Source organism: Rhizobium sp. A37_96, assembly GCF_053521765.1.
Genome location: NZ_JBNWDS010000001.1, coordinates 153,347 through 179,833, shown reverse-complemented (window position 1 = coordinate 179,833; position 26,487 = coordinate 153,347). Strand labels below are relative to the sequence as shown.

Below are 26,487 nucleotides of genomic sequence, written 5' to 3'. Positions count from 1 at the left end.
GGCGCCGAAGTCCGGAGTTTTCTCAGGCGAAGCTCTTCTTGCGCCGCTCGACAAGCGGGGCGTCCTCGATGGCCGGCAGGCTCTGCAGCACGCGCTTGGCGGGCAAGATGGCGATGACTTCCGTGCCTTCCCTCAGCTTTGATTTCAGCACGAACTGACCGTCGTGCTTTGCGAGAATGGCCTGCACGATCGGCAGGCCGAGGCCCGTGCCTTGCTCGGCGCTCTTGATGGCGATGGAGCCCTGTCCGAAGGCGGAGAGCACGACGGGTATTTCTTCCTCGGGAATGCCAGGCCCATTGTCCTTGATGGCCACATATTCGCCGCCGCCGGCCGTCCAGCCGACCTTGACGCTGATCTCACCGCCCTGCGGCGTGAACTTCACCGCATTCGACAGGAGATTGAGGATCACCTGGCGCAGCGATTTCTCGTCGGCCCAGACGGAGGGGAGCTGCGCTTCGAATTGCGACGAGATCGATATGTTCTTGGCCCGCGCGCGAAGCTGCACCATGCCGATGCAATCCTCCGCGATATCGAGGAGGGAGATCGCTTCCTCGTTCAGTTCGTATTTGCCGGCCTCGATGCGCGACAGATCGAGGATTTCGTTGATCAGGTTGAGCAGATGTTGCCCGGATCGATGGATGTCGCTGGTATATTCGCGGTAGGTCGGATTGTTCAGGGGCCCCATGACTTCCGCGGACATGACTTCCGAAAAGCCCAGGATGGCGTTGAGCGGGGTTCTGAGCTCATGCGACATGGAGGCAAGGAAGCGCGACTTGGCGAGGTTTGCCTCCTCAGCGCGGCGGCGCGCTTCGTCGGACATGGACTTCGCCACTTCCAGCTCGGCGATCAGATCATCCTTCTCCGATTGAAAGGAGAGAATTTTCAGGTTGGACTGATACATGCGGTTGGTGATGAACGTGAAGAACACCACGGCAACCGAGACGGCGGCGGTGAGCGCGATGTCCGATGGCGTGCGGGTGACAATGGCCGTGACGGCCAATGCCACTGTGGCCGGCGCGAAGGAAAAAGGCACCGCGCGCGGCAGCATGAAGCTGGACATCGCCGTGATGCAGATCGCCACGAGCAGGATCGTGCCCTTATAGAGGGCGAAGCTGTCGCCGCTGCATGTCGCGCAATTCTGCATGGCGAAGAGCGCCCAACAGAAGCCGACGAGCAATTGTCCCAGCAACAGAAGCTGTCGCCATTTCCTGGCGCTCTCGACGGTGATCTCCTGCTTCTTCGCGCGCCGTCCGATCAGCATGTTGATGGCATGCGCCGTGAGGATCGGAACGGTCCACAGGAAAATGCTCGCCTCACCCGTCAGGTAGAGGCCGAGCACGGCAACGACGATGACGAAGATCGGCACGACGGCGGCGCTCTGCCGCAGCGTGTCGATGTGCATCATCATCAGTTCACGGTCGAAGTTGCGGCTATGGCCACTCTGCAGGCGCTCACGCGTCTGCCGCACCGCCTTCGACACAGCCCGGTTACGGTGGCTGCGCGATCGGTCGACAATGTTTTTATCTGTCGATGTGCTGACGCCGGTGCTCATGGTTACATTGATACTTGGCCTGCCTGAGACTACAGACTAGCGTCCAAACCTTAAGAAGATGCTGCGCCGAAATGATTTGTTTGCCATCTTCGCCAAGGATTTGTTCTTAAAGGAGGCAACAAGGTGATGCGGTCAGGCCGCCTGTTTCGTGACGGCGTGGCCACTTTCGCTCTGCTTGCCATTCTTGCATTACTCGCGTTGAAGATGAACAATCGACCGGAAATCGTTCAAAACGGCAAGTTTTACGTCATTGATGGCGATACGCTTTCTGCCAATGGTGAGCGCCTGAGGCTGAAAGGGATCGACGCTCCCGAATATCGGCAGCGCTGCCGGCGGGATGGTGCTGACTGGGCTTGCGGTGAGGAGGCGCGTAGAGCGCTTGCCACAATCATTAAGACTGGGGAGCCCGAATGCCGGGGACAGGAGAGGGATCGCTATGGTCGCCTGCTGGTGACTTGCGTCGCCGGGGATCTCGATATCAATGCCGCCATGGTTCGCAGAGGCATGGCGGTTTCGTATGGCGGCTATTCCAATGAGGAGCGTATCGCGCGGCAGGCGAAGGCCGGGCTTTGGGCCGGGGATTTCGAGCGGCCGAGCGACTATCGGCGCGAAGAGCGTATGACGCATGCCGATGGAAATGATCCGATTGCCGGGTTGTTCGGATATCTGCGACAACTCGTCGGATGGAACGCGCCATGAGGCAGGAGGACGAATTGCAGGCACTGCGCTCCGCGATTGCCGCCTGTCGCCTCTGTCGGGACATGCCGGCCAAGGGCGAGGCGGATCGCTTGCCGCATGAGCCGCGGCCGGTTGCCACCCTGTCGTCGACGGCACGGATACTTATTGCGGGGCAGGCGCCTGGATTGCGCGTTCACGAGAGCGGATTGCCGTTCAACGATGCCTCCGGCGACCGTTTGCGGCAATGGCTCGCGGTGGATCGCGAGAGCTTCTATAATCAGGATCATTTCGCCATCGTGCCGATGGGGTTCTGCTTTCCCGGTTACGATGCGGCCGGCAGCGACCTGCCGCCGCGCCGGGAGTGTGCGCCGTTGTGGCGGCAGCGGGTGATGGACGCGATGCCGCAGATCGAGCTGATCCTGACGATCGGGCAATATGCGCAGGCCTGGCACCTCGGCGCGCAGCGCATGTCCTCGATGACGGAGACCGTCGCGGAGTGGCGGCGTTATCTCCTGACCAACCGGTCACCGGCTATTTTGCCGCTTCCGCATCCGAGCTGGCGCAACAGTGGCTGGCTGAAACGCCACCCCTGGTTCGAGGCCGAACTGCTTCCAGTATTGCAACAACGTGTGAAAACCCTTCTTTCTTGAGAAAAAGTTTCTTTTCTCTCGCTTAAAGTAGGCTATAGAGAGAATATAATTCGAAGGGATGCTTAAATGGACCGTCTTGACCGCAAAATCCTGCGTCTGCTGCAGGAGGATTCCACTCTGGCCGTGGCCGATCTGGCCAAGAAGGTCGGTCTGTCGACGACGCCATGCTGGCGGCGTATCCAGAAGATGGAAGAGGATGGCGTCATTCGCCGCCGCGTGGCGCTGCTCGATCCTGAAAAGGTCAACACCAAGGTCACGGTTTTCGTTTCCATCCGCACCAACAGCCACTCGATCGAATGGCTGAAGCGCTTTTCGGAAGTGATCGCCGATTTTCCGGAAGTGGTCGAGTTCTACCGCATGAGCGGCGATGTCGACTATCTGTTGCGGGTCGTCGTTCCGGATATCGCGGCCTATGATGCCTTCTACAAGCGCATGATCGCCAAGATCGAGATCCGCGACGTCTCCTCGGCTTTCGCCATGGAACAGATCAAGTATTCGACGGAACTGCCGCTGGACTACATGCTGCTGGAAAACGCGAAGTCGAACGAAGACTGAGCGACATTTTTAAGAAGGGGCTCAATCGATATCGATTGAGCCCCTTTTTTGTTACTTCCTGTCCAGGCGTGCGAGCAGCGAGGATGTATCCCAGCGATTGCCTCCCATCGCCTGAACATCGCCGTAGAACTGGTCGACGAGGGCTGTAAGCGGTAGCTTGGATTGATTGCGGCGCGCTTCTTCCAGTACGATGCCGAGATCCTTGCGCATCCAGTCCACCGCGAAGCCGAAATCATATTTGCCGGCATTCATCGTCTTGTGGCGGTTTTCCATCTGCCAGGAGCCGGCGGCGCCCTTGGAAATGACCTCCACGACCTTTTCGATGTCGAGCCCGGCCTGCTTGCCGAAGTGAATGCCTTCGGCAAGGCCCTGGACGACACCGGCGATGCAGATCTGGTTGATCATCTTGGTCAGCTGACCCGAGCCAACCGGCCCCATCAGGCCGACCATGCGGGCATAGGCGTCGATCACGGGACGAGCCCTCGCAAATACGGCCTCATCACCGCCGCACATGACTGTGAGGACGCCATTCTCGGCTCCGGCCTGGCCGCCGGACACCGGTGCGTCGATGAAATCGACGCCTTTTTCCTTGGCGGCCGTGTAGAGTTCGCGAGCGACTTCGGCGCTTGCCGTCGTATTGTCGATAAGGACGGACCCTGCCTTCATGGTTGAAAGCACGCCGTTCTTGCCCGTGGTCACCGAGCGCAGGTCGTCGTCATTGCCGACGCAGGTGAAGACGAAGTCGGCGCCGTCAGCGGCCTCCGCCGGCGTGGGGGCGAACTTGCCGTCATATTGCTTGGCCCATGCCTCGGCCTTGGCGACGGTCCGGTTGTAGACGGTGACGTCATGCCCGCCCTTGACCTTCAGATGTCCGGCCATGGGAGCGCCCATGACGCCCATGCCGATGAACGAGACCTTTGCCATTTTTGTAACTCCCTGACCGAATTTGACTCGAAGGCTTAGCGGAAAGGCCGGAGGGACGGAAGACCGATTTGTCGGTCAACTTGTCACCGTGGCATAGGCTTTGAAATCTGATTTCCGATTTCAGGGTCATGTGGAATTAAATTTCGATATCGGTGTGAAACTTCATAATATCCTTTGTCGATATAATCTGTGGATTTGCGATCCTTGGACATCGACAACGAGCCGGTGGTGGCGGAAGCGCCAAGGCGGGATGGAAAAGGATCCTCGATGATTTCGCGCAGACAGACACTCGGCCTTCTCGGTGCCACGGCAGCGGCCTTCGCCTTGCCTTCCCTGCGGCCGGCGCGTGCAGCCGCGGCCACGACCTTTCGCATCGGCTGGCAGAAGAACGGCGTGCTGGCATTGGCCAAGCGCAAGGCATCGCTTGAAAAGCGGCTTTCCGACCGCGGCATATCGGTCGAATGGTCGGAGTTCACATCCGGTCCGCCTCTGCTCGAAGCACTCGGCGCCGGTGCCCTCGATTTTGGCGCGACAGGCGACGTGCCGCCGCTTTTCGCCCAGGCCGCGAACGGCAATCTGCTTTACGTGGGGCTCTACACCGGCAGTCCCGAAAGCTCGGCCATTCTCGTGCGCAAGGATTCGCCGATCCAGACGCTTGCCGATCTCAAGGGAAAGAAGCTCGCCTTCAAGCGCGGCTCCAGTGCCCACAACGTTACCGTCAAGGCGCTGCGCAAGGGCGGCCTGACGATCAACGATATCGAGGCGCTCGATCTTGCGCCGCCGGATGCGTCCGCCGCCTTCAAGACGGGCGCCATCGATGCCTGGTCGATCTGGGATCCCTATCTTGCCATTGCGGAGGCTGATCCGGATACGCGCATTCTCGCCACGGCGCGCGGTATCGTCGATTCCTTCAGCTATTTCCTGGCGAATAGCGATTTCACCAAGGACAATCCGCAGGTCGTCGTCGATGTCATCGATGAGCTGGCCAAGGTCGGCGCCGCAGCTCAATCCAATCTGGACGACACGGTCACGGCATTGTCCGAAATCACCGGCGTTCCGGCCGACGTGACGCGGGTGACGCTGACGCGCCCGGGCGCCGATCTCGGCGGCGTCTCCACCATCACCGATGCCGCGATCGCCTATCAGCAGGGACTGGCCGACGAGTTCTACAATCTCGGGATCGTTCCCAAGAAGCTGACCGTCACCGATATCGTCTGGCGGCCGAAGGCAAGCTGAGGATCGCCGCTATCCCGCCGATGCAGCCTGTGCCCGAAACACTACGGGAAGGGGCTGCGTCGGCAAAAATATTCCGCCAGACGCACGGCAATAGAAAATCTGCATTGTCGATATAATCCATGGTCTATGTCACTATCCAGGTCGAGCATCGGGAAGTGGCTCCCGACAACGCGCATCCAGAAGGCAGGAAAACTTCATGACCGCGACCGCAAAACCCATCGACTTCCTCTGGTTCATTCCAACCTCTGGCGACGGCACTTATCTCGGCACGGGCGATCTCAATCGCGGACCGGAGATCGGCTATCTCCAGCAGATCGCACAGGCGGTCGACCGGCTGGGCTATACCGGAGTGCTGTTGCCGACGGGCGTGTCCTGCGAGGAATCCTTCGTGACGGCCGCTGCACTTTCGGCGCATACGCAGAAGTTGAAGTTCCTGGTCGCGATCCGTCCCGGTACGGCTTCGCCCGCCTACTACGCGCGCCTCGCTTCGACGCTCGATCGCGTTTCGAACGGCCGCGTGCTGCTCAACATCGTTGTTGGCGGCAGCCCGGCCGAGCTTGCAGGTGACGGCATTCATCTGGAGCACGACGAGCGCTATGCTCATGCGGACGAATTCTTCCACGTCTGGGAGGAATTGCTGGAAAAGGGGTCTTCCACCTTCGAGGGCAAATATATCAAGGCGACCAACGCACGGCTGGGCCTCCCGCCGGTGCAGGCGCCGCGCCCGCCGCTCTATTTCGGCGGCTCCTCGGATGCCGGCATCGAATTCTCCGTCGGCCGCGTCGACAAATATCTGACCTGGGGCGAGCCGCCGGCGCAGGTTGCCGAGAAGATCGAGAAGGTGCGGGCTGCGGCCGCCAAGCGCGGACGCGAAGTCAGCTTCGGCATCCGCCTGCATTTCATCGTCCGCGAAACAGACGACGAGGCCTGGGCAGCGGCCGAGAAGCTGATCTCCAAGCTCGACGACGAGACGATCCGCGAGGCGCAGGAGCAATTCGTCAAGCAGTCCGATTCCGTCGGACAGAAGCGCATGGCGGCGCTGCACGGCGGCCGTCGCGACAAGCTCGAAGTGTCGCCGAACCTCTGGGCCGGCGTTGGCCTGGTGCGCGCCGGTGCCGGCACGGCGCTGGTCGGCTCGCCGAAGACGGTGGCTGCGCGACTGCGGGAGTATCAGGAGCTCGGCATCGAAACCGTGATCGGCTCCGGCTATCCGCATCTGGAAGAAGCCTATCGCGTGGCGGAACTGCTCTTCCCCGAGCTGGGCTTGAACCAGGAGCAGCAGCGTGCCGGTTTCCGCAACGAATTCGGCGCAAAGCAGATCTTCGCGGGTGGCAGCCACGGCGGCAATCTGAAGGTCGTTTCCGGCTCGTAACGCCACCTTTGAAGGGAGATCCCCATGTCGGCATTCGACACGTCCTTCGTACGCGTCGGCCCGGAGCGCCGCACGCGCTCCGCCAGGGCCGCAAGGCAGGCCATCTCGTTGCAGAGTTTCCTGCCCTTCCTGCTGCCGGTCGTGGTTATCGCGGCCTGGCAGCTCGGTTCGTCGTTCGGGTGGATCTCCACGCGCATCATGCCATCACCGGCTGCGGTGGTGGTCGCCTTCTGGCAGACTACGATTTCCGGGCAGCTGCCCAACAACATCCTCGTCAGCGCCGGCCGGGCTTTCGCGGGCCTTCTGGTCGGCGGCTCGATCGGCTTCCTCCTCGGCATCGCCAACGGCGTGTCGCGGCTGTCGGAGCAACTGACGGATACGACGCTGCAGATGCTGCGCACCATTCCGCACCTTGCCATGGTGCCGCTGGTGATCCTCTGGTTCGGGATCGGCGAGGAATCGAAACTCTTCCTGACGGCGCTCGGCGTGCTTTTCCCGATCTATCTCAATACCTATCACGGCGTTCGCAATGTCGATCGCGGACTGATCGAAATGGGACGGGTCTACGGTATGAGCAACTGGACGCTGTTTCGGAAGATCATCTTCCCAGGCGCGCTGCCGTCCATCCTCGTCGGCCTGCGCTTTGCCCTCGGCATCATGTGGCTGACGCTGATCGTCGCTGAATCGATCGCGGCGTCGTCGGGCATCGGCTACATGGCCAACAATGCCCGCGAGTTCGGCATGACCGATGTCGTCGTCCTGACGCTGGTCATCTATGCCATCCTCGGCAAGCTTGCCGATGTCGTCGCGCGGACGATCGAGCGCGGGGCCTTGCGCTGGAATCCGGCCTATCAGAATTGAGGAGCCTGTCATGAGCGTCATCGCGGTAGATCGTTCACGGGCGGAAGCCCAAAATGTCGCGCCGCGAGCTACCGATGCTGCGGCCATCCATATCAAAGGTCTGGAGAAGAGTTTCGGAAGCAACCGCGTTCTGCGCGGCATCGATCTCGATATTCCCGCCGGCCAGTTCGTGGCCGTCATCGGTAAGAGCGGCTGCGGCAAGAGCACGTTGCTGCGCATCCTGATGGGGCTGGAGGAGCCGAGCGCGGGTCATCTGCGGTTCGAGGCCGCAGACGGTCGCGACGCCCAACCCAATACGCGCATCGTCTTTCAGGAGCCGCGTCTGCTGCCCTGGTTCTCCGTCGCCGACAACGTCGCCGTCGGATTGGGCGAGGGCGTGCCGCAGGATCTGTCGCGGAAGGAGACGGCCGCCGTTCTTTCCGAGGTGCAACTGGCCGAAAAAGCCGGCGAGTGGCCTTCCAGCCTTTCCGGCGGACAGAAGCAGCGCGTTGCGCTTGCGCGCGCGCTCGTCAGCAAGCCGGGTATCCTCGCACTCGATGAGCCGCTCGGCGCGCTGGATGCCCTGACCCGCATCAGCATGCAGGAACTGCTGAACCGTGTCTGGCGCGAGCTTGGCTTTACCGCCGTGCTTGTGACCCACGACGTCAGCGAGGCCGTGCATCTGGCCGATCGGGTCGTCGTGCTGGACGAGGGCAGGATCGTGCTCGATCTCGACATTCCCTATCCGCATCCGCGCCGCCACGGCAATCCGGCATTGGCCGAACTCGAGGGCCAGCTCCTCGCGGCGATCCTTGGCGAGGCGCGGTCTTAGAGCGGTTCCGCGTTTCACGGGATCGTTGAACCGCTCTATCTCTTTGTTTTACGCGATTCCGGGCGAAAACCGCTGCGCACTTTTTCCTGGAGTTGCTTTAATTGGGTCTGGTGTCGTCTCCCTCGACATAGAGCCTGAGGTTATCGAAGCCTATTTCCGTGCCTGCGAGCCGAGAGCCGTTGTCGCCGTAGCCGTCGAGGAACACGACCTGTTCGATGAAGGTCATCTTCGTGCCGCCGGGCTCCTCGGCAAAGCTGACCGTTGCCAGCGACACGGAAATTCTGACGTCGTCGAGCATCATGTCGAAGGCGTAGATGAAGCGCTCGTTCGGGACGACGTCGATATAGCGCGCCTGATAGGCATGCACGACGCCATCCGTGGAGGCGACACGGTTGCTTTCGCTGCCGCCGGCGCGGAAATCGAGATGGAAATCCAGCGGCTTCCAATCCCCATGGCAGGCAAACCATTGCCGCTTCTGCTCCGGGATCGCCCAGGCGCTGAAAACGCGCGGCAGCGGTGCGTTGAAATGGCGTTCTATGGTGATGGTCGTATGCTCGGTCGATCGTTCGCTCATTCGCCTGTCGTCTCCGTCGATGTCTCCGCCAGGAACAGGTCGAGCCGGTCGAACGTCTTGTTCCAGGATGCCTTGCGCTCGGCAATCCAGCGCTCGACGGATGCCAGCGCCTCCCTGCGCAGGTGATAGGTCCGCACTCGGCCGGTTGTTCCAGGATGCCTTGCGCTCGGCAATCCAGCGCTCGACGGATGCCAGCGCCTCCCTGCGCAGGTGATAGGTCCGCACTCGGCCGGCTTTTTCCGACAGCACCAGCCCGCTTGTCTCCAGCACCTGCAGATGTTTCATCACGGTCGGTAGCGCCATGTCCAGCGGTTGCGCCAGTTCGGTGACGGAAGCGGGTCCGCGACCGAGCCGGTCGATCATGCCGCGCCGGCTCTGATCGGAAAGGGCCTGGAACATGCGGTCGAGCGCCTGCGGTTCCTCAAGCATTCGGTGTTTCCGGCCGGAATTGCGCCGGCAGTTTCTCATTGTAAGGATACATGTGGAAATAGGGCATGGCTTCCTTGAGAACGCGGGCGAAGGAATGGCGCTCGAGAAGGCGCTGATAATACGCCTTCAAGCGCTCGTGCCCCTCACCAAAGGGAACAAGGGTTTCGGCATAGAACAAGGCCGGCGCCGCGGCGCAATCGGCCATGGTCAGGCTGTCGCCTGTGATCCAGGTTTTCCCGTCCAGCTGCTTTTCGATCATTCCATAAGCAGTGGACAGCAATGCCTGTGCCTCGGATACGCTCTGAGGACTCTTGTCCTCATTTGCCCGCAGCACGTCCGCCACGATCTTTTGCATCGGATCCTGCACATAGAGGTCGAAGAAGCGATCCCAGAGCCGGACGCACAGGGCATCCGACAGGTCCGTCGGCAAGAGTTGTGTTGCGCCGGGATAGTGCCGGTCGAGATATTCGATGATGATGCTGGTTTCCGGAATGGTGCTGTCGAGTGCTTCGTCGCGCAGGACCGGAAACTTGGCGAGCGGCCAGAGGCGCGCCAGCGAGGCGCGCGATTCCGCGTTGCCGAGATCGATGATCCGGCTTTCGAACGGCGTTCCGTTTTCATAAAGTGCCATCAGCACCTTGTGGCAAAATGAGGCGAGGGGATGCTGGTAGAGAACAAGGGACATGCGACGACCTTTCCGACATCAAGGATCGAGCTGAAACTTATCTGAATGGCTAAGTATCAACTGTCGGGTCGTTGCGCAAGAAAATAGTTATCCAAAAGGATAACTATTCCTGCCTGGGATATTTAGCCTCAATCGGCAAGGCGGCGAGCGACGACCAGATGGCCCGGCGTCGGTTGGCCGTCTTCCATGCGGACGTTGATATCGGTGATTTCGACGAGTTCGAAGCCGGTCGCAGTCAGCCGTTCACGCACATAGGCTTCGGAATGGGCGAAACGCTGGTGAGGACCGACCATGTAGGGGCGACCAGCCATGGCCGCCTCGGGCAGGGTTTCCGACGAGAAGATGAAGAGGCCGCCCGGCGTCATGTTTTCGGCAGTGCCGAAGAAGAGGGGTTCCAGCGCGCCGAGATAGGGCAGGACATCGGTCGCGGTAATCAGGTCGAAGGGCTCTTCGTCGTTGTCGTCGAGGAAGTCTTCGACCTCGGCGACGAAAAGGGTTTCGTAGATGTCCTTTTCATGGGCGACTTCGACCATGTTCTCGGAAATGTCGATGCCGGTGATATCCCCGACGATATCGCGCAGCGTGCCGCCCGTCAGGCCCGTGCCGCAGCCGAGGTCGAGCATGCGCTTGAAGGGGCCGAGGCCGAGCGCCTGCAGGCGCTGGCGAACGAGAACCGGGACATGGTAGCCGAGCTGCTCCACCAGCACGTCTTCGAAAACCTCGGCATGCTGATCGAACAGGGTCTCGACATAGGCGTCGGGCGCCTTGACGGGCGTTTCGCCGCGGCCCATCGAAGCGATGCGAACGGCGGCGCCGCCGTGATCTTCCGGATCGAGCGCCAGCACTTCTTCATAGGCCTGCACGGCGGCATCGATGTCGCCGGCCTTCTCCAGCGCCAATGCGCGGTTATAGGCTTCCGCAAGCGCGTCTTCGTCGATCTTCTTCTTTGCCATGGATGCCGGCCCTTCCTTTTGTTACGCAGGCATTAAGACGACTGATCGGCTTTTGCAATGCTTGCGGCGCGGCGAGAGAGGGCGTGCCGCCATAATCCGCGGTCGGGCGCTCACGGCATGGAATGCTTGGGGAGGCGGCTAGTGAAGGATGAACTCCCCCTTCACTGCGCGCCATTCGCTTGCCGAAATCAGCTTGCGGTGCACATAGCGCACGGAATGAAGCGGCCCGTCCAGCTTCTCCTGCCAGAACTTCAGGAAGCCGCGCATTTCCGGGAAGTTCGGGGCAAGGTCATAGTCCTGCCAGATATAGGTCTGGAGAAACTGCGGATGATCGGGCAGGCGATAGAAAATCTGCGCCGTCGTCAACCCATAACCCTGCAACTGCTTTTGCATGTCTTCGTGCATGAGCTTTCACTTTCCGTTCCCGTTCTTCGTGACTCATGGTCACATGAATATGGAAACAGCTCATGGTAAACTCAAGCTTTACAAAACCGTCATGAAAGAAATTTATTGCGATAAATCAATATGTTGGCAGCGATGATGCGGGAGTGCTGCCAGAAGCGGCGCCTTGCGCGCCGCTTCTGAAAGATCAGCGCTTGAGATGCCGGGTCAGCCGGCCTTCCATCCGCGCCCAGCCGTTGCGCATCAGCTCGACGATCACCAGGTAGAAGATCGCCGCCCAGAGATAGATCTGGTAGTCGTAGGTGCGCGAGAACGCATAGCGTGTCTCGCCCATGAGATCGAAGACCGTGATGATGGAGACGGTTGCCGAGCTCTTGATCAGCAGAATGATCTCGTTGCCGTAAGGACGCAGCGCCACAATGAGGGCCTGGGGAATGATGATCTTGCGGAAGGCGATCCACGTATGGATGCCGAGGGCATTTGCTGCTTCCGTCTGGCCCTTCGGCACGCTCTGGATGGCGCCTCGGACGATTTCCGTCTGATAGGCGGCCGTGTTCAGCGTCATGGCGAAGACGCCGCAATAGAAGGGATCCTTGAAGAACCACCAGAGGCCGATATCCTCGAAGAACCAGCGGAAGCTCGGAAAGCCGTAATAGACCATGAAGATCTGCGCGAGCAGCGGTGTGCCGCGGAACAGATAGACATAGCAATAGGTCAGCGTGCTCAGGATCCTGTTGCTCGACATGCGGGCGAAGGCCAGCGGTATCGACAGGATCGCGCCGAGAACGAAAGACAGGGCGACGAGCTTTACGGTGATCCAAAGGCCGTGGAGAAGCCTCGGCCCATAGGTTTCGAGCTTGTCGACATCCCAGCCGGTCACGATCATCGCCAGCAGGGCGACGCCGAGAATGGCCCAGAGCGTCAGGAAGAAATAACCGGCAATGGCCGTCTTGGATATTGTCCTGACTGCCTTGGGTGGCGCGGGCTGCGCCGCTATCAGAATTTCGGCATGGCTCATCGATGAACCTCCGCACGTTTGGCCCAGCGATCGAGATAGAAGAGGCCGATCGAGGAAATGACGGCCAGCGTCAGATAAAAGAGGCAGGCGATCGAATAGAAGGTGAAGGGCGCCTTGGTGGCGCGCACGGCGATCCCGGTCTGCCTGATGATGTCGGCAAGGCCGATGATCGACACGTAGGATGTGTCCTTCAGCAGGTTCATCCAGAGATTTCCGAGGTTCGGCAGCGAGATGCGGACGAGTTGCGGCACGATAATGAGCCGCATGGTGCGCGCGCGATGGAAGCCGAGCGCATCGCCCGCCTCGTACTGGCCCTTGGGGATCGCCTTGAAAGCCGACAGAAGCACCTCCGAGCAATAGGCGGAAAACACGATCGCCAGGGCGACCATGCCGGCCGCGAAGGCATTGATCTCGATGGGACCATCGTAGCCGAACTTGGCAAGCAGCGATTGCAGCAGGATCTGCATGCCATAGTAGATGATGAACAGCGTCAGCAGTTCCGGCAAGCCGCGAAAAATCGTGGTGAATATGCCTGCGGCAAGCCGCAGCGACTTTTCCTCCGATTGCTGCGCGAGCGCGACGAAGAAGCCGATGATAATGCCAAGCGGCAGTGTCAAGACCGAGACGGCAATCGTGATCTTCAGGCCGCCGGCCAACTCATCGCCCCATCCCGTATCACCACAGGCGAGCATCGTATTCTGGCCGAATATTGTGAACAGTCCGACCGGACCACACAATGGGTCGAAAATCGTACTCAACCAGGTCCACAAGGAACCAAGGGCGGAAAACAATCCGCTCATGCTGTATTTCCCCTAGCGGCTTTTGCCGCGTTTCTGCTTATATTCTTCTCGTTGTCAAACAAAAACGGCGGAAGAGCAAGCTTCCGCCGTGATCTTTTCCAAGGAAATCGACCGGCGATCAGTCGCCGTAGACGTCGAAATCGAAATACTTGTCCTGGATCTTCTTGTAGGTGCCGTCGGCGCGGATCGCAGCGATCGCGGCGTTGAGCTTGTCCTTCAGAGCCGTGTCGCCCTTGCGGATGGCGATGCCTGCGCCTTCGCCATTGACGACCGGATCGATCTTCAGCGTGCCGAGCATCTTGCAGCAGCTGCCGGCATCCGACTTCACCCATTCCGACAGCACGACGACGTCGTCGATGGCGGCATCGATGCGGCCGTTGCTGAGATCGAGCTTGTATTCGTCAGCCGACGGATAAAGCTTGAGTTCGGCGTCCTTCAGATGGGCCGTGGCGTAGTTGGCGTGCGTCGTGGAGGACTGTGCGCCGATCGTCTTGCCCTTCAGGGCTTCGTCGGTTGCGTCCTTGAGAGGAGAGTCCTTCGGGACGGCGATCGCCGGCGGCGTGTTGTAGATCTTGTTGGTGAAGTCGACGATCTTCTGGCGTTCCGGCGTGATCGACATGGACGAGATGATGGCATCGAACTTCTTGGCCTGCAGGGCCGGAATGATGCCGTCGAAATCCTGGTTCACGAAGGTGCACTTGATCTTCATCTGATCGCAAAGCGCATTGGTTATATCGATGTCGAAGCCGATGAACTTGCCGCCGGCGTCAAGCGATTCGAACGGCGGGTAGGTCGCGTCCGTGCCAAAGACGAGCGAGTCGCCGTCGGCAAGCGCCGCGCCGGCGAGAAGCGACATCGCGGCAAAGGACGCAGCGGCAAAGAGACGGGTGGAGATGCGCATTTTGATCCTCTCTGTTGGTGGCCGGCAGCCCATTATTGTTTTTGGCAGACGGCTCGAGTGGAGCGGGCCGGTGGCCCGCCTTGCGGCGATATTCGTACTTTTTTTTTGGAAAAAGCAACTGGAATTACGAGCCTGACCTCCGTTGCCCGATCCCGCCGCAATGCGGGCGCGCGACGGCGAAATCTGAACGAAAGCTATCCGCCGCATTCAGCCAGGGTTAATTGCAGCAACTTAATAGTGCGGGAACATATAGCGGCCTGCCGCGATTCAGCCTCACGAGAACCGAAAATTGGCCGGGTTCCTGAGGCATCGCCTTGCCCGCTGAGATTCGCAATTCGGCGGACAAAGATCACAAGAGGAGACCCATATGGGAAAGCGATCCAGACTATTTGCCAGCGCCGCGTTTCCGCTGCTTTCGCTATCGCTCGCATTCGAGCCGGTGGCAGCCGCGGCGCTTCGCGAACAGCCCATCGCACTGCTGAACAACGGCGCGGCCGATGCATCCACGGCGACCGCCGACACAAGTTTCGAGGTGGCGCAGCAGGAGCCGGCAGCACAGTCGGAAGAAGAGCAGCTCAAGCATAAGAAGGCCGGCGGCGGAGAGGGTGAACCGCAGGGTCAGAAGCACCAGGGCGAACCCGCCCACCAGGGTGGCGCGGAGCCGCAGCACCAGATGAAGCAGGCGGCGCCCGAAGCCGAACCGCAGAAGCCTGCAAAGCAGCAACCGGAAGCCCAGCCGCCGAAGGCGCAGCACCAGCAGCCCGCGGAGCAGGAGCAGCCGAAGCCCCAGCGTCAGCAGCCGGCGGCGGAGGCTCAGCCGGAACCGAAGAAGCAGCATCAGCAGCCGGCCGAGGAGCAGCAGACCCAGCCTGCGGCAAAGCCGCAGCCCAAGGCCGCCGCCCCGGAAGCGGAGCCTGCGGCGCCCCAGCCGAAGCCGAAGGCCAAGCAGCCCGAGGCAAAGCAGCCTGCGGAAGCGCCGCCGCCGAAGGTAGAACAGCAGCAGCCTGCCGCCGAAGCGCAGCCGGAAGCCAAACCTGAGCCCAAGGGCAAGCCGAAGCCGCAGCAGCCTGCGCCGGCACAGAAGGAGGCTCCCGCCGCCCAGGAGCCGCAGAATCAGAAGGCCCAGCCCGAAAATCAGGCTCAGCCCGCGCAAAACGCCAATCCAAAGCAGGGCCAGTCCGAGAACCCGGCGAAGCAGCCGGCCGAACAGCCGCAGGCGCCTGCCGGCGAACCGTCGCAGGGTCACAAGGCTCAGCCGGGCACGGAGACGCAGCCCGCGACACAGGCGCAGCCTGAAGCTCAGCCCGGAACGCCGGCGACCGCTGGCACCCAACAGGGGCAGAAGCCGGGCACAGGCAAGAACCACGGCAAGCAGCCGCAGAACCAGCAGCAGGGCGAGGAGCCCGGCGCCAATCCGCAGCAGCCGGCGCAGAAGGGTGAGCCGCAGGCACAGCCCGCGCAACCCGGCAATCAGGCAACCACGCCGCAACCCGGCAAGCAGCAGCCGGCAAACGGCGCGGAGACGCCCGCCCAGGGGACGGCAACGCCCGCACCGGCCAACGGCAACGGCCAGCAGGCCGGCGAAATCCAGCTGCCTCCGGCCGAGCAGGTCTCGCCTCAGGAACTGGAACGCCGCAAGAAGATCGCGGAGAATCCGGCTTCCGCCAACGGCCCGGTCATCCTGCCGGTCGAAAATGGCAGCGCGGTTCTGGACAGCCAGAAGGGTGCCTTTCGCCGGGGCGAACATCTGAACAACGGTCAGAATCCCGGTGCGCCGGGCGCCCAGGGCGGTCGTGGTCAGGCCGGTCAGGGCCAGAAAGGCCAGGCTCAGAACAATCCGGGACAGCAGCCGCCGCCGGCTTACAGCAAGCCGCCGACCTCCGACGCCGAGGCGCAGCGCGCCGCAGGTGGCGGACAGCCGCAGCCGCCGGTGAAGATGGAAGCCGTGACCAGCGAGCAGGGCCGCCGCATCGATCGCCGGCCGGACTTCGTCCCGCCGCAGGGAACCGCGGTCCAGACCATTATCAATCAGGACAACCGGACGATCGTCAACGTCGACAATACCTATGTGGTGCGTCACGACGATAGCGAGCGCTTCATCCGAGGCGGCGAGCGGCCGATCTACGAACAGCTGCCGCGCGACCGCTATCGCGAGACGATCGATCAGCCCGACGGCGATCGCGTCGTAACGATCCGCAACCGCTACGGCGATATCATCCAGCGCTCGCGTATCGATGCCCGAGGCCATGAATACGTGCTGTTCTATTCGCCGGAGCTGGAAGATCGGCCCGACAATGACGATTACTTCCGCGATCCGGGCGACGATCTGCCGCCGATGCGCCTGCTCATTCCGCTGAGCCAGTACATCATCGACACGGCATCCAACCGTAATGCTGATTACTACGACTTCCTGCGCGAACCGCCGGTCGAGCCGGTCGAGCGTATCTATTCGGTCAACGAAGTCCGTTATTCGGCCCGTATCCGTGACAAGATCCGCCGTATCGACCTGGATACGATCACTTTCGCAACGGGCAGCGCCGACATTCCCATGACTCAGGCCAGCACGCTGCGCGGTGTAGCCGACGGCATATCGCAGATCATCAAGCGTGATCCGACCGAAACCTTCCTCATCGAAGGCCATACGGATGCCGTGGGCTCGGCGGAGAGCAACCTGATCCTGTCTGACCGCCGCGCGGAATCGGTCGCCAACGTGTTGACGGATGTCTACGGCATTCCGGCAGAAAACCTGGTAACACAGGGGTATGGCGAGCAGTATCTCAAGGTGAATACGCTCGGCCCGTCGCAGGAAAACCGCCGCGTCACGATCCGCCGCATCACGCCGCTGGTGCGCCCGGTCGCGTCCAATCGGTAAGTCTTTGTTTACAGACAAGCCATGAGGGCCGCCGGGAAACCGGCGGCCTTTCATTTTGCCGGCGTGTCCAGGCTGACCGCCGCGGCAATGAAATCGGCAATGGCAAGAGTGTCATCGAGGTCGAAGACGGGAAGCGAACCGGCATCCTCTACGGGATAATCGGCGGCGATGGCGACGATATGCCCATCCTGCGGAGCGAGCGGTTCGCGTTTGGATGCTTGCAATCGGCGGGCCTCGATCTTGGGGATCGGCTCGCGCTTGTAGCCTTCGATCAATACGAGGTCGCAAGGGGCGAGGCGTGCCAATATCTCATCGAAACCCGGTTCGGGTTCGCCACGCAGCTCGTGCATGATGGCGTAACGCGTACCGGAAACGATGGTGACCTCATGGGCTCCCGCCTCGCGATGGCGGAAGCTGTCGGCGCCGACCTTGTCGATATCGAAATCATGATGCGCATGCTTGATCGTCGAAATCCGATAGCCTCTCCGGGTGAACTCGGTCACGAGGCGCACGGCAAGGCCGGTCTTGCCGGAGTTCTTCCATCCCGCGATGCCGAAGATTCTGGGCCGTGATGTCGTCATGGCATGCTTTCCAGTGCCGCCAGCCATTTTTCCGCTTCGATCAGATCGGCAGGCGTATTGATGTTGAAGAAAGGGTCGAGAGGGCCGATCGGTGTTTCGACCGCGGCAAAATCCACGCGCCGGACCTGATGGCGGGCAAGAAAATCCCTGACGCGCCGCTTTTCATCGGAGACGATCCACGTTCCCAAGTCGGCGGCGATGGAGACCGGCCAGAGGCCGAAAACGGGATGGTCCTGGCTCAGCGACGCTGCGATCGCAATCTCGTTGGGGCCTTCGATGGCCTGTGCCAGCCGTGGAACGAGATCGAGCGGAAAGAAGGGGCTGTCTATGGGGAGCGTCGCGACATGCGAGGCGTGAGGATAGCGCAATGTCGTGTCCTGCATTGCGGCAAGCACGCCCGCAAGCGGCCCGAGCTTCCCGGGGATCCGGTCGGGAACGAGGTCCATCCCCATGGTGTCGGGCCAATCGGTGTCCGCATTGAGCGCGATCGGCTTCATCTGCCGCTGCGCGATGCGTGCGGCGATGCGAGCGAGCAGACTCTCTTCGCCAAGCAGGGAAAATGCCTTGTTTGCGCCCATGCGGCTCGATCGTCCTCCCGCAAGGAGAACGACGGGAATGTCTTCCGTATTGGCGATGAAGCCGGGCATGGTTGCGACCTCAGGCGGGAACGCGGGGTTCTGATTCCTGCGCGACAGGCTCGGCGCTCCGCCGCTTGCTCTCGCGATAGAAAGTATAGATGCCGGAGGCGATGACAATGGCCGCGCCGAGGATGGACCAGCCGTCCGGCATCTCGCCGAAGGCGATCAGGCCCAGCAGGGTGGACCAGATGAGGCTCAGATAGCGGAATGGCGCGACAAAGGAGATTTCGCCCATGCGCATTGCAAGGATGACCGCCTGATAGCCGATCAGCACGAGAACGGAGGCCAAAAGGATCTGGAGAAGCGATGTCGTGCTCACCGGCTGCCAGCCGCCAAAGGGAACGATGCACAAGGCTCCGAAGACGGAAATGGATATGGCGGTGCAGAGCGTGACCATCAGCGACGGCACCTCCTTGTCGATGCAGCGCGTCGCCAGATCGCGGGCCGCGGTTGCAAACATGCAGGCGATGGCAAGGAGGGCGGCCGTCGTGAACCCTTCGCGGCCGGGCCGGATGATGATGAGCACGCCGACGAAACCGACCGCGATCGCCGTCCAGCGTCTCCATCCCACCGGCTCTTTCAGGAAGATCATTGCGCCGAGCGTCACGGCAAGGGGCACTGCCTGCTGGATAGCGGAGGCATTGGCGATGGGCATCATTCCAAGAGCGGTGATATAGGTTGCCGCCGCCGTCGCTTCACAGGCGATGCGCAGCGCGATCATCGGCTGGAGCATGACCTTCCAGGATCGCAGGGCGCCCATGCGGCGGGCGAGGAGATAAACGAAAAAACTCGTGAACAAGCCGCGAATGAAGATGATTTCGCCTGCGTTCATGGAGGCGATAACAGCCTTGGACAGCGCATCGCTGCAGGAGAAACCGGCCATGGATGCAGCCATGAAAAGCGCACCCTGCGTATTCTTGGTCAGTCGCATGAGAAAATTGAGTCCCCCGAGGTATTCGTCTGGAGTAGCGCCGTTTTCCATAAATTGGAATCGATTGTGCGCCTGCCTTGGCCGAATTCGATTGTGCGCTGCGGTGGAGTTGTTGCGCCTGGAGCAGTTTTTTCGCGCAATGGTCGTATGATTGTGCGGTGGTTGTAAGATTTTTGCCGATATGGCGGCTTTTGCTCGGGCAATTAATTCTTATTCAATCTTATTTCCCGACGCTCGCTGCGGTTTTGCATGAGGCATAAGCCCTACCGCAGCGCAGCAGGAATGACGATCCCGCCTTCGCTGGAGATTTTTAATAATCCAGTTGAGGCGCCGCATGTTTTTCATTGATCGTCTTTTGCAAGGCCGCAGGATTGTCACCAAGGTTCTTATTTTCGTGGTGCCACTGGTGGTTCTCATCGCTGGTGTCGGCCTGGCCGGTTATCACACGGCCAATATTCTGAACGGTCATATGACCGTGACGCGCGCCACGATCGAAAATATCAGCGACTTCGAAAACCTGCAGGCGGCGCTGCAGGAGTTTACCGCTTCGCCGTCCGAAGAGACGCGCCAGGCGCTGGCGGATAAAATCGATGCACAGGAGCAGGGCGTTCATCGTCTGAGCGGGCTGTTGAGCGACGATCAGCGGGCCAAGATCGTTCAGGTCAGCGAGCTTGCCGCCAAGATGCGTGCGCAGGAGACAACGCTCTGGGCGATCCGCCAGAAGCAGGACAGCGATGTCGATGCCATCCAGAAGGCAGTGCAAAGCATCGAGGCGACCGCCAAGGCGGCCGGCAAGCAGATCGACATCATCCGTAAGGATTTCAGCGACAAGGAAACCTTCGCCAAGGAGCTGCTCTACGATGCCGCTGCCTATAAGGGCCTGTCGGAGAAGATGAGCAACTTGCGTATCCAGGTGCAGATGGCAGCCGATTCCACCGAAGAGATTTCGGACGCGCGCACCTACGCCGATGCCATTCTCAAGCAGGTAACCGTTTCCAAGGCGCTGGTCTCCAAGCGTGGCGCTCCTCTCGTTGCGAACGCTTCCGATGCCGCCGACAAGCTCGACGCGGTGCTGAAAAGCTCCGGCACGCCGGACCAGAAGGTCGAGGCGATGGGGCCGATCCTGCAGAGCTTCGTGAAGATCGAGGGAGAAATGACCCTGCAGTCGGCCAAGAACAGCGATACCGCTGCCGATCGCTTTGTCAGCCTCGACAAGATTATCGACGGCCAGAAAGAGCTTCTGGATCATGTCGACCAGGCCCTTGGTGTTGTCGACCGCCTGACGCTGCATGCGTCTCGTATGGAAAATGTCCGTGACTCAGCATCGCGCGATCTCGTCCTTGCGGATCTCAAGGATCTGCAGGCGGCCGCTGCCCGCATTTCGGAGCTTGGACAGACCAACGCTACCATGCGTGATTTCACGGCGCACATGAAGCCGTTGATCGATGGCCTCACCAATGGATCGGCCGATCTGCTGCAGACCGCAGCCGACTGGAAGACGACGCGCGTGCGGTCCAATGGCCTGCTCGCCGAAGCGATGACCTCGCTGCGCGGCTTCGTCGCCCAGGCACAGGAACTCGGCAAGGAAGACAGCGAGCGTTCGGCCAATGTCTCGGTCATCGCCATGATCGTCGGTACGCTGCTTGCCATCGTCGGCGGCCTGATGCTGGTCGAGACCTTGCGCGGCCCGCTGAAGCGCGTCACCGAAATCATGACGCGCCTTGCAAGCGGCGACCTCGAGGTGGCGATCGACGGCCGCAATCGTGGCGACGAGATCGGCGACATGGTGCGCTCGGTCAGCGTCTTCCGCGATGCGGCGCTCGAGAATGTTCGATTGGAGCGGGAAGCCGAGAGCGCCCGCGCGTTGTCGGCAGAGGAGGCGGCCCGCCGCGCCGCAGAACGCTCCCGCATCGAGGCCGAGCAGAAGCAGGCGCTCAATGCGCTGGCCGACGTTCTCGCAAAGCTTGCCGACGGCAATCTGGAAGAGGGCATGCGCGAGGACCTCTCCGCCGACTTCGTGGAAATGGCCTTCACCTACAATCATGCCGTCGAAGCCCTTCGCGAGACTTTGACGGATGTCCGTTATACCGCAGAAGAGATCAAGGGCGGCACCGGCAACCTTGCCACGTCGGCTGACGATCTGGCGCGGCGCACCGAACAGCAGGCCGCTGCCCTCGAAGAAAGCTCGCGCGCGCTGCATCGCCTGAGCGACGTCGTACGCTCGACCGCCGATCGCGCGCGACAGACGGCGAGCTCCGTCAATGAAACGCAGGCCTATGCGACACAGTCCGGCGAGGTGGTCGCCAAGGCTGTGGGCGCCATGAGCGAGATCAACCGCTCGTCGGAGAAGATCGCCACGATCATCGGCGTCATCGACGAGATCGCCTTCCAGACCAACCTCCTGGCGCTGAATGCCGGCGTCGAGGCTGCCCGTGCGGGCGAAGCGGGCCGCGGCTTTGCGGTGGTGGCGCAGGAAGTGCGCGAACTGGCCCAACGCTGCGCCAATGCGGCGAAGGAGATCAAGGGCCTGATTTCGGCAAGCTCCGCCCAGGTGCAGAACGGCGTTCATCTGGTCGAGCAGACCGGCGCGGCGCTGGCGGAGATCATCAGCCACGTCACCGGCGTCCAGAAGCTCGTTGCCGATATTTCTTCGGCTACCACCGAGCAGTCGACCGGGATCGAGGAAGTGACCCGCGCCGTTGCCGAAGTGGAGCTGATCACCCAGCGCAATGCGGCCATGGTCGAAGAAAACAACGCCGAGATCCACGGTCTGCGCCAGCGTGTCGATACGTTGTCCGAAAAGATCGACCGCTTCCGGACCGGTGAAGACGAGGTGAATTACGCGGAGTACGGCAACGCGGAGGCGCGCTATCGCGCCGCGTAGCGAGGGTGTCTACCAAAGAAACGCCATCACGAACAACAGCGCCGGGCCATGGTCCGGCGCTTTCGATTGAGGCTTACTGCGGCGTTCGTCAGGAGGCCGGCGAGTTACCGGCCGAGATGCAGCGTTTCGCCATCGGCGGGGATCCGCAGCCGTGAGGGATTGAGACCGGCAGCGTCTGCCGCCTGGCGGAGATCGTGCCGCGTCACGGTGGCGTGATCGAGCGCTTCCATATGGGTTGCGACGATGGTCGCCTGAGGCGCCATGCGGCTGACTTCCAGCGTCTGCTCCGCATCCATGACGATCAGGTCGCCGTCCCAGCGTGCGCCGCAGGAGTGCGTGACGATGATGTCGGGTGAAACTTGCCGGATCGTCTCGACGACCGGCGGATAAAGCACCGTATCGCCTGCCCAGTAGACGGTAGGCTCGCCTGCCGCCTCCAGCGTGAAGCCGATCACCGGGCCCATCTTCTCTACTACGGGGCCGACGCCATGGCTGCCTCGGCGCGGCGTGATCGTCAGCCCTTGCCATACGGTTGATTCGGTGAGGGGCGTGACATCTGTGAAGCCGGCCTCGCGGATGTTCTCTTCGTTGCCGGGTTGGCAGAGGATCGGCAACGACTTCGGGACGCGCTCTTTCGCCACGCCATCAAAGTGATCCGTATGCAGATGCGACACGATCACCAGTTCGACGCCCTCAAGGATGTCGTCGATCGAGCGCGGCAGCTCCGTCATCGGGTTGGGAGAACGGCCGGTGAAGGACGGAAGACTGTGGCGCGGCGCGAAATAGGGATCGATCAGCAGCACATGGCCGCCATAGATTACCTTCAGCGTCGCATTGCGAATAAGCTCAAGCTGCATGTTGATTTTCTCGATGGGGTTTAGCCGCCGGTGACACTCATGTGGCGTGAGACCGCCGGCCGATTGTGCGTGCGGTCGATGATGAAATCGTGGCCTTTCGGCTTGCGGGTAATCGCTTCGTCGATTGCGGTGTGCAGCAGGGCGTCGTTTTCGCTGGCGCGCAGCGCCGTGCGCAGGTCCGCCGCATCGTTCTGGCCAAGGCACATGTAGAGCGTGCCCGTGCAGGTGAGCCGCACGCGGTTGCAGCTCTCGCAGAAATTATGGGTCATCGGCGTAATGAAGCCGAGGCGGCCGCCGGTTTCGGCGACTTCGACATAGCGGGCCGGTCCACCCGTCTTGTAGGGAATGTCGCTCAGCGTGAACTGACGCTCGAGATCGACGCGCAACTCGGAGAGCGGCAGATACTGGTCGGTGCGATCCTCATCGATCTCGCCCATGGGCATCGTTTCGATGACGGTCAGGTCCATGCCGCGACCATGCGCAAAGCGCAGCAGCTCGGGAATTTCGGTCTCGTTGAAGCCCTTGAGCGCGACTGTATTCAGCTTGATTTTCAGGCCAGCCCTTTGCGCCGCATCGATCCCCTCCATGACCTTGGAGAAGTCTCCCCAGCGGGTAATGGCGTGGAACTTGTCGGGATCGAGCGTGTCGAGGGATACGTTGATGCGCCTGACGCCGCAATCGTAAAGCTCGTCGGCATGGCGAGCGAGCTGCGAGCCGTTCGTCGTCAGCGTCAATTCGTCGAGATCGCCTTTTTGGACGCTCTTGCCGAGCTGCCGGACCAGAAACATGATGTTCTTGCGCACCAGCGGCTCGCCGCCGGTGAGCCTGATCTTGCGCACGCCCTTGGCGATGAAGGCGGAACAGAGCCGGTCGAGTTCCTCGAGGGTCAAGAGATCCTTCTTCGGCAAGAAGGTCATGTGCTCGGCCATGCAGTAGGTGCAGCGGAAATCGCAGCGATCGGTAACCGAAACACGCAAATAGGTGACGGCGCGACCGAAAGGGTCGATCATGGGGGTCGCATCCGCCTGAAGCGGCGATGCGTTGCCTATGTTGCCGACGATGGTGTTCACTCATGCCTCCGTTAGATTCCTAATGTGGGCATAGGCGATTGTTGCGTCAAGGAAAATGCTTTTCGATTACACTTGCGCGTGACAGAGCGGCGGCATAATTCTCGGAATGACACTGAAAGGCGTGGGGAAATCGATGAGCGACGTTTGGCCGACCGAATTGCGGGTATCGAAAGACCGTCATCACCTCAGGGTGACATTCGATAACGGCGCGAGCTTCGACCTGCCGGCGGAAATGCTGCGCGTGCTGTCGCCTTCGGCCGAGGTGCAGGGGCATGGGCCGGGACAGAAAGTCACCGTACCGGGCAAGCGCAATGTCGGCATCATGTCCATGACGCCGACCGGCAACTATGCCGTGCGCATCGGATTCGACGACATGCATGACACGGGCATCTTCACATGGTCCTATCTGCGCGAACTCGGCGAGAAGGGTCATGAGCTTTTCGCGGCCTATGAGGCCGAATTGAAGGAAAAGGGTCTCAGTCGCGACCCGAGCGGAAGGCCGCACTAGCACAATCTCCATCAACGAAAAGAAGGGCGTAGGCATGATCCTTGGGGGTAGGGAAAACTGGCTTCGCGCCAAGGGCAGCAAGAACGAGAGCAAGGTGTCTTTCGTCGAGCTGTTTTTCGATCTGGTGTTCGTTTTCTCGATTTCGCAGCTTGCGCACGCGCTGGCGGAGCATTTCACGCCGCTGGGGGCGCTTGAAGCCATCATGCTGATCTTCGCGGTATGGTGGGTCTGGGTTTTCACCGCATGGGTCACCAACTGGCTCGATCCGGATCGCATGCCGGTACGCATCATGCTGTTTACGCTGATGTTCGCGGGGCTCATCCTCTCGGCCTCGATCCCCGAGGCTTTCGGCGAGAAGGCGATCTATTTTGCCGGCGCCTATGTCTTCATGCAGGTCGGCCGCTCGCTCTTCACGGTCTATGCCCTGAAGGATGCGAGCCAGGCCAACCATCGCAATTTCCTGCGCATCACGAGCTGGCTCGTGCTGTCGGGTGTCTTCTGGATCGCCGGCGCGCTGATCGAAGGCGAGGCGAGGGTCATACTCTGGCTGATCGCGCTCGCCATCGAATACGCAGCGCCCGCGCTCGGCTTCCGGGTGCCCGGCCTCGGCAAGTCGACGACGGCGGACTGGGATGTATCGGGCGCGCATCTGGCGGAGCGTTGCGCGCTGTTCATCATCATCTGCCTCGGCGAGGCGGTGCTGCAGGCCGGCAAGACCTTTGCCGAGCAGCCGGTGACGCCGTTGATCGTGGCGGTGTTCATTACCGCTTTCGTCGGCACGGTTGCGCTCTGGTGGATCTATTTCCAGTTCGGCCATGAAAGGGCGGCTCATCGCATCGAGCATGACGACACGCCGGGCAGCATGGCGCGGCAGGCGTTTACCTACGCGCATATTCCCATCCTCGCCGGTATCATCCTCAGCGTCGTTGGCGATGAATTCCTGTTTGCGCATCCCCACGATGCCGCCGATATGCATGCCGCGGCCGCCGTTCTCGGCGGCCCGGCGGTCTTTCTGTTTGGAAACCTGTGGTTCAAAGGGGTGACCACCGGTCGGCCGCCGCTGTCGCATATGGTGGGGCTCGCCGGGCTGGCGCTGCTGCTGCTGACCCTGCCGATGGTCGTGGTCTACCAGCTCGGCATTCTCGCAACGGCGGTGCTCGTAGTCGTCGCCATCTGGGAGTTTGCGTCTTTGAACCGCGTCGTTCCCTCCGCGCGCTCGGCCGGCGATCACTGATCGTCGGCAAACTCCAGCGGTTCGCGTTCTTCCTGTATCAGGAGGCCGACGACGCGCTCCATATGCACCGCAATGGCCTCGCACTCTTCGATCGGCGCGTGCGAGAGCATGCGATCGATGAGGGCGGTCTGGATGGTCATGGCTTCCTTCGTGACGCGCCGTCCTTCCTCCGTGAGGTAGAGGCGCAGCACGCGCTTGTCGTGCCTGTCGCCGCGCCGCTCGATCAGCCCTCGCTTTTCCATCTGCGGCAGCAGCATGCTCATGTTGGACCGGCCGACCAGCAGCTTGCGGGCGAGTTCCTGCTGGGAAATCCCTTCGAAGCGAAACAGGTTGACCAGAATGTCGAGATGCGGCGGCTTGATGTCGAGATGCGCCAATGCCCGCGATAGCGATTGCTGCATGAGCTGGCAGGCGCGCGCCACGGCGATCCAGCTTCGAAAACGCGGATGGTCCCAGGGAAGGGATTGATTTTTGTTCATCGTTGTACTTTATTGTTCATAGTTGAACATTA

The 26,487-nt window shown here is 61.2% G+C and carries 26 protein-coding genes and 1 pseudogene; 11 read left to right on the top strand and 16 right to left on the bottom strand.

All coding sequences use genetic code 11. The annotated features are described in order from the left end of the window. Positions 1–22: 22 nt before the first annotated feature. Positions 23–1,552 carry a sensor histidine kinase gene (locus ACQZ6J_RS00840; RefSeq protein WP_449081251.1) on the bottom strand — a complete coding sequence of 510 codons (1,530 nt, stop codon included), beginning with the start codon at positions 1,550–1,552 and terminating at the stop codon, positions 23–25. 123 nt (positions 1,553–1,675) lie between these two features. Between ACQZ6J_RS00840 and ACQZ6J_RS00835 the strand changes: the two genes are divergently transcribed. The 3 genes from ACQZ6J_RS00835 (at position 1,676) to ACQZ6J_RS00825 (ending at position 3,435) form a co-directional block, all read left to right on the top strand. Continuing rightward, the gene (locus tag ACQZ6J_RS00835) at positions 1,676–2,251 is read left to right on the top strand and encodes a thermonuclease family protein (RefSeq protein ID WP_449081249.1); all 576 of its coding nucleotides are present in this window, start codon (positions 1,676–1,678) and stop codon (positions 2,249–2,251) included. Continuing rightward, positions 2,248–2,880, top strand: a complete 633-nt coding sequence (locus ACQZ6J_RS00830) for a uracil-DNA glycosylase family protein (RefSeq protein ID WP_449081247.1) — start codon at positions 2,248–2,250, stop codon at positions 2,878–2,880. The genes ACQZ6J_RS00835 and ACQZ6J_RS00830 overlap by 4 nt, the downstream gene beginning before the upstream one ends. A gap of 66 nt (positions 2,881–2,946) precedes the next feature. Next, positions 2,947–3,435, top strand: a complete 489-nt coding sequence (locus ACQZ6J_RS00825; RefSeq protein WP_069613098.1) for an Lrp/AsnC family transcriptional regulator — start codon at positions 2,947–2,949, stop codon at positions 3,433–3,435. 51 nt (positions 3,436–3,486) lie between these two features. Here the strand turns inward: ACQZ6J_RS00825 and ACQZ6J_RS00820 are convergent, their stop codons facing one another. Beyond that, the gene (locus tag ACQZ6J_RS00820; RefSeq protein ID WP_449081245.1) at positions 3,487–4,359 is read right to left on the bottom strand and encodes an NAD(P)-dependent oxidoreductase; all 873 of its coding nucleotides are present in this window, start codon (positions 4,357–4,359) and stop codon (positions 3,487–3,489) included. A gap of 267 nt (positions 4,360–4,626) precedes the next feature. On the opposite strand from ACQZ6J_RS00820, the gene ACQZ6J_RS00815 reads away from it, so the two are divergent. The 4 genes from ACQZ6J_RS00815 to ACQZ6J_RS00800 all read left to right on the top strand — a co-directional run bounded on the left by ACQZ6J_RS00815 (position 4,627) and on the right by ACQZ6J_RS00800 (position 8,639). Continuing rightward, positions 4,627–5,595 (top strand): aliphatic sulfonate ABC transporter substrate-binding protein, encoded by a 969-nt coding sequence (locus tag ACQZ6J_RS00815; RefSeq protein WP_449081243.1) that lies wholly within the window; start codon positions 4,627–4,629, stop codon positions 5,593–5,595. A gap of 196 nt (positions 5,596–5,791) precedes the next feature. Then, entirely contained in the window at positions 5,792–6,967 is a 1,176-nt protein-coding gene (ssuD, locus tag ACQZ6J_RS00810) for an FMNH2-dependent alkanesulfonate monooxygenase (protein WP_163987389.1), read from the top strand. A gap of 24 nt (positions 6,968–6,991) precedes the next feature. After that, positions 6,992–7,828, top strand: a complete 837-nt coding sequence (gene ssuC / locus ACQZ6J_RS00805) for an aliphatic sulfonate ABC transporter permease SsuC (protein WP_449081241.1) — start codon at positions 6,992–6,994, stop codon at positions 7,826–7,828. A gap of 10 nt (positions 7,829–7,838) precedes the next feature. Further along, the gene (locus ACQZ6J_RS00800) at positions 7,839–8,639 is read left to right on the top strand and encodes an ABC transporter ATP-binding protein (protein ID WP_449081239.1); all 801 of its coding nucleotides are present in this window, start codon (positions 7,839–7,841) and stop codon (positions 8,637–8,639) included. Between the two features lie 97 nt (positions 8,640–8,736). Here the strand turns inward: ACQZ6J_RS00800 and ACQZ6J_RS00795 are convergent, their stop codons facing one another. From ACQZ6J_RS00795 to ACQZ6J_RS00760, 8 genes and pseudogenes are all read right to left on the bottom strand, one after another. Next, positions 8,737–9,213 carry an SRPBCC family protein gene (locus ACQZ6J_RS00795; RefSeq protein ID WP_449082724.1) on the bottom strand — a complete coding sequence of 159 codons (477 nt, stop codon included), beginning with the start codon at positions 9,211–9,213 and terminating at the stop codon, positions 8,737–8,739. A gap of 147 nt (positions 9,214–9,360) precedes the next feature. After that, positions 9,361–9,642, bottom strand: a pseudogene (locus ACQZ6J_RS00790) (ArsR/SmtB family transcription factor); the annotation flags it as partial. Then, entirely contained in the window at positions 9,635–10,327 is a 693-nt protein-coding gene (locus tag ACQZ6J_RS00785) for a glutathione S-transferase family protein (RefSeq protein ID WP_449081237.1), read from the bottom strand. The pseudogene ACQZ6J_RS00790 and the gene ACQZ6J_RS00785, both read right to left, overlap by 8 nt. Before the next feature lie 128 nt (positions 10,328–10,455). After that, positions 10,456–11,280: a methyltransferase domain-containing protein gene (locus ACQZ6J_RS00780; RefSeq protein ID WP_449081235.1), complete on the bottom strand. Its 825-nt coding sequence runs from the start codon at positions 11,278–11,280 to the stop codon at positions 10,456–10,458. 138 nt (positions 11,281–11,418) lie between these two features. Next, positions 11,419–11,685, bottom strand: a complete 267-nt coding sequence (locus ACQZ6J_RS00775) for an usg protein (protein WP_163987382.1) — start codon at positions 11,683–11,685, stop codon at positions 11,419–11,421. Positions 11,686–11,869: 184 nt separating this feature from the next. Further along, complete coding sequence (locus ACQZ6J_RS00770; RefSeq protein WP_163987381.1) at positions 11,870–12,700, bottom strand: ABC transporter permease; 831 nt, start codon at positions 12,698–12,700, stop codon at positions 11,870–11,872. Beyond that, the gene (locus ACQZ6J_RS00765) at positions 12,697–13,500 is read right to left on the bottom strand and encodes an ABC transporter permease (protein ID WP_163987380.1); all 804 of its coding nucleotides are present in this window, start codon (positions 13,498–13,500) and stop codon (positions 12,697–12,699) included. The genes ACQZ6J_RS00770 and ACQZ6J_RS00765 overlap by 4 nt, the downstream gene beginning before the upstream one ends. 118 nt (positions 13,501–13,618) lie before the next feature. Further along, the gene (locus ACQZ6J_RS00760) at positions 13,619–14,401 is read right to left on the bottom strand and encodes a lysine/arginine/ornithine ABC transporter substrate-binding protein (RefSeq protein ID WP_163987379.1); all 783 of its coding nucleotides are present in this window, start codon (positions 14,399–14,401) and stop codon (positions 13,619–13,621) included. A gap of 367 nt (positions 14,402–14,768) precedes the next feature. On the opposite strand from ACQZ6J_RS00760, the gene ACQZ6J_RS00755 reads away from it, so the two are divergent. Beyond that, positions 14,769–17,273, top strand: a complete 2,505-nt coding sequence (locus ACQZ6J_RS00755) for an OmpA family protein (protein ID WP_449081232.1) — start codon at positions 14,769–14,771, stop codon at positions 17,271–17,273. Between the two features lie 50 nt (positions 17,274–17,323). Here the strand turns inward: ACQZ6J_RS00755 and mobB are convergent, their stop codons facing one another. The 3 genes from mobB to ACQZ6J_RS00740 are packed head-to-tail and all read right to left on the bottom strand — an operon-like array spanning position 17,324 to position 19,423. Beyond that, positions 17,324–17,854, bottom strand: coding sequence for a molybdopterin-guanine dinucleotide biosynthesis protein B (gene mobB, locus ACQZ6J_RS00750; RefSeq protein WP_449081231.1), 531 nt, complete (start codon positions 17,852–17,854; stop codon positions 17,324–17,326). Beyond that, positions 17,851–18,501, bottom strand: coding sequence for a molybdenum cofactor guanylyltransferase MobA (gene mobA / locus ACQZ6J_RS00745; protein WP_449081230.1), 651 nt, complete (start codon positions 18,499–18,501; stop codon positions 17,851–17,853). The genes mobB and mobA overlap by 4 nt, the downstream gene beginning before the upstream one ends. Positions 18,502–18,511: 10 nt before the next feature. Continuing rightward, positions 18,512–19,423: a DMT family transporter gene (locus tag ACQZ6J_RS00740; RefSeq protein ID WP_163990855.1), complete on the bottom strand. Its 912-nt coding sequence runs from the start codon at positions 19,421–19,423 to the stop codon at positions 18,512–18,514. 334 nt (positions 19,424–19,757) lie between these two features. On the opposite strand from ACQZ6J_RS00740, the gene ACQZ6J_RS00735 reads away from it, so the two are divergent. After that, positions 19,758–22,307, top strand: a complete 2,550-nt coding sequence (locus ACQZ6J_RS00735; protein WP_449081228.1) for a methyl-accepting chemotaxis protein — start codon at positions 19,758–19,760, stop codon at positions 22,305–22,307. A 104-nt stretch (positions 22,308–22,411) separates the two neighbouring features. On the opposite strand, the gene ACQZ6J_RS00730 is transcribed toward ACQZ6J_RS00735, so the two are convergent. Both ACQZ6J_RS00730 and moaA read right to left on the bottom strand, forming a co-directional pair. Continuing rightward, positions 22,412–23,164 (bottom strand): MBL fold metallo-hydrolase, encoded by a 753-nt coding sequence (locus ACQZ6J_RS00730; RefSeq protein ID WP_449081226.1) that lies wholly within the window; start codon positions 23,162–23,164, stop codon positions 22,412–22,414. Positions 23,165–23,184: 20 nt separating this feature from the next. Next, entirely contained in the window at positions 23,185–24,234 is a 1,050-nt protein-coding gene (gene moaA, locus ACQZ6J_RS00725) for a GTP 3',8-cyclase MoaA (RefSeq protein ID WP_449081224.1), read from the bottom strand. Positions 24,235–24,367: 133 nt separating this feature from the next. Between moaA and ACQZ6J_RS00720 the strand changes: the two genes are divergently transcribed. Further along, complete coding sequence (locus ACQZ6J_RS00720) at positions 24,368–24,742, top strand: gamma-butyrobetaine hydroxylase-like domain-containing protein (protein ID WP_449081222.1); 375 nt, start codon at positions 24,368–24,370, stop codon at positions 24,740–24,742. Between the two features lie 34 nt (positions 24,743–24,776). After that, positions 24,777–25,976 (top strand): low temperature requirement protein A, encoded by a 1,200-nt coding sequence (locus ACQZ6J_RS00715; protein ID WP_449081220.1) that lies wholly within the window; start codon positions 24,777–24,779, stop codon positions 25,974–25,976. On the opposite strand, the gene ACQZ6J_RS00710 is transcribed toward ACQZ6J_RS00715, so the two are convergent. After that, positions 25,970–26,455 carry a MarR family winged helix-turn-helix transcriptional regulator gene (locus ACQZ6J_RS00710; protein ID WP_163990868.1) on the bottom strand — a complete coding sequence of 162 codons (486 nt, stop codon included), beginning with the start codon at positions 26,453–26,455 and terminating at the stop codon, positions 25,970–25,972. The genes ACQZ6J_RS00715 and ACQZ6J_RS00710 overlap by 7 nt on opposite strands. Between the last annotated feature and the right edge of the window lie 32 nt (positions 26,456–26,487).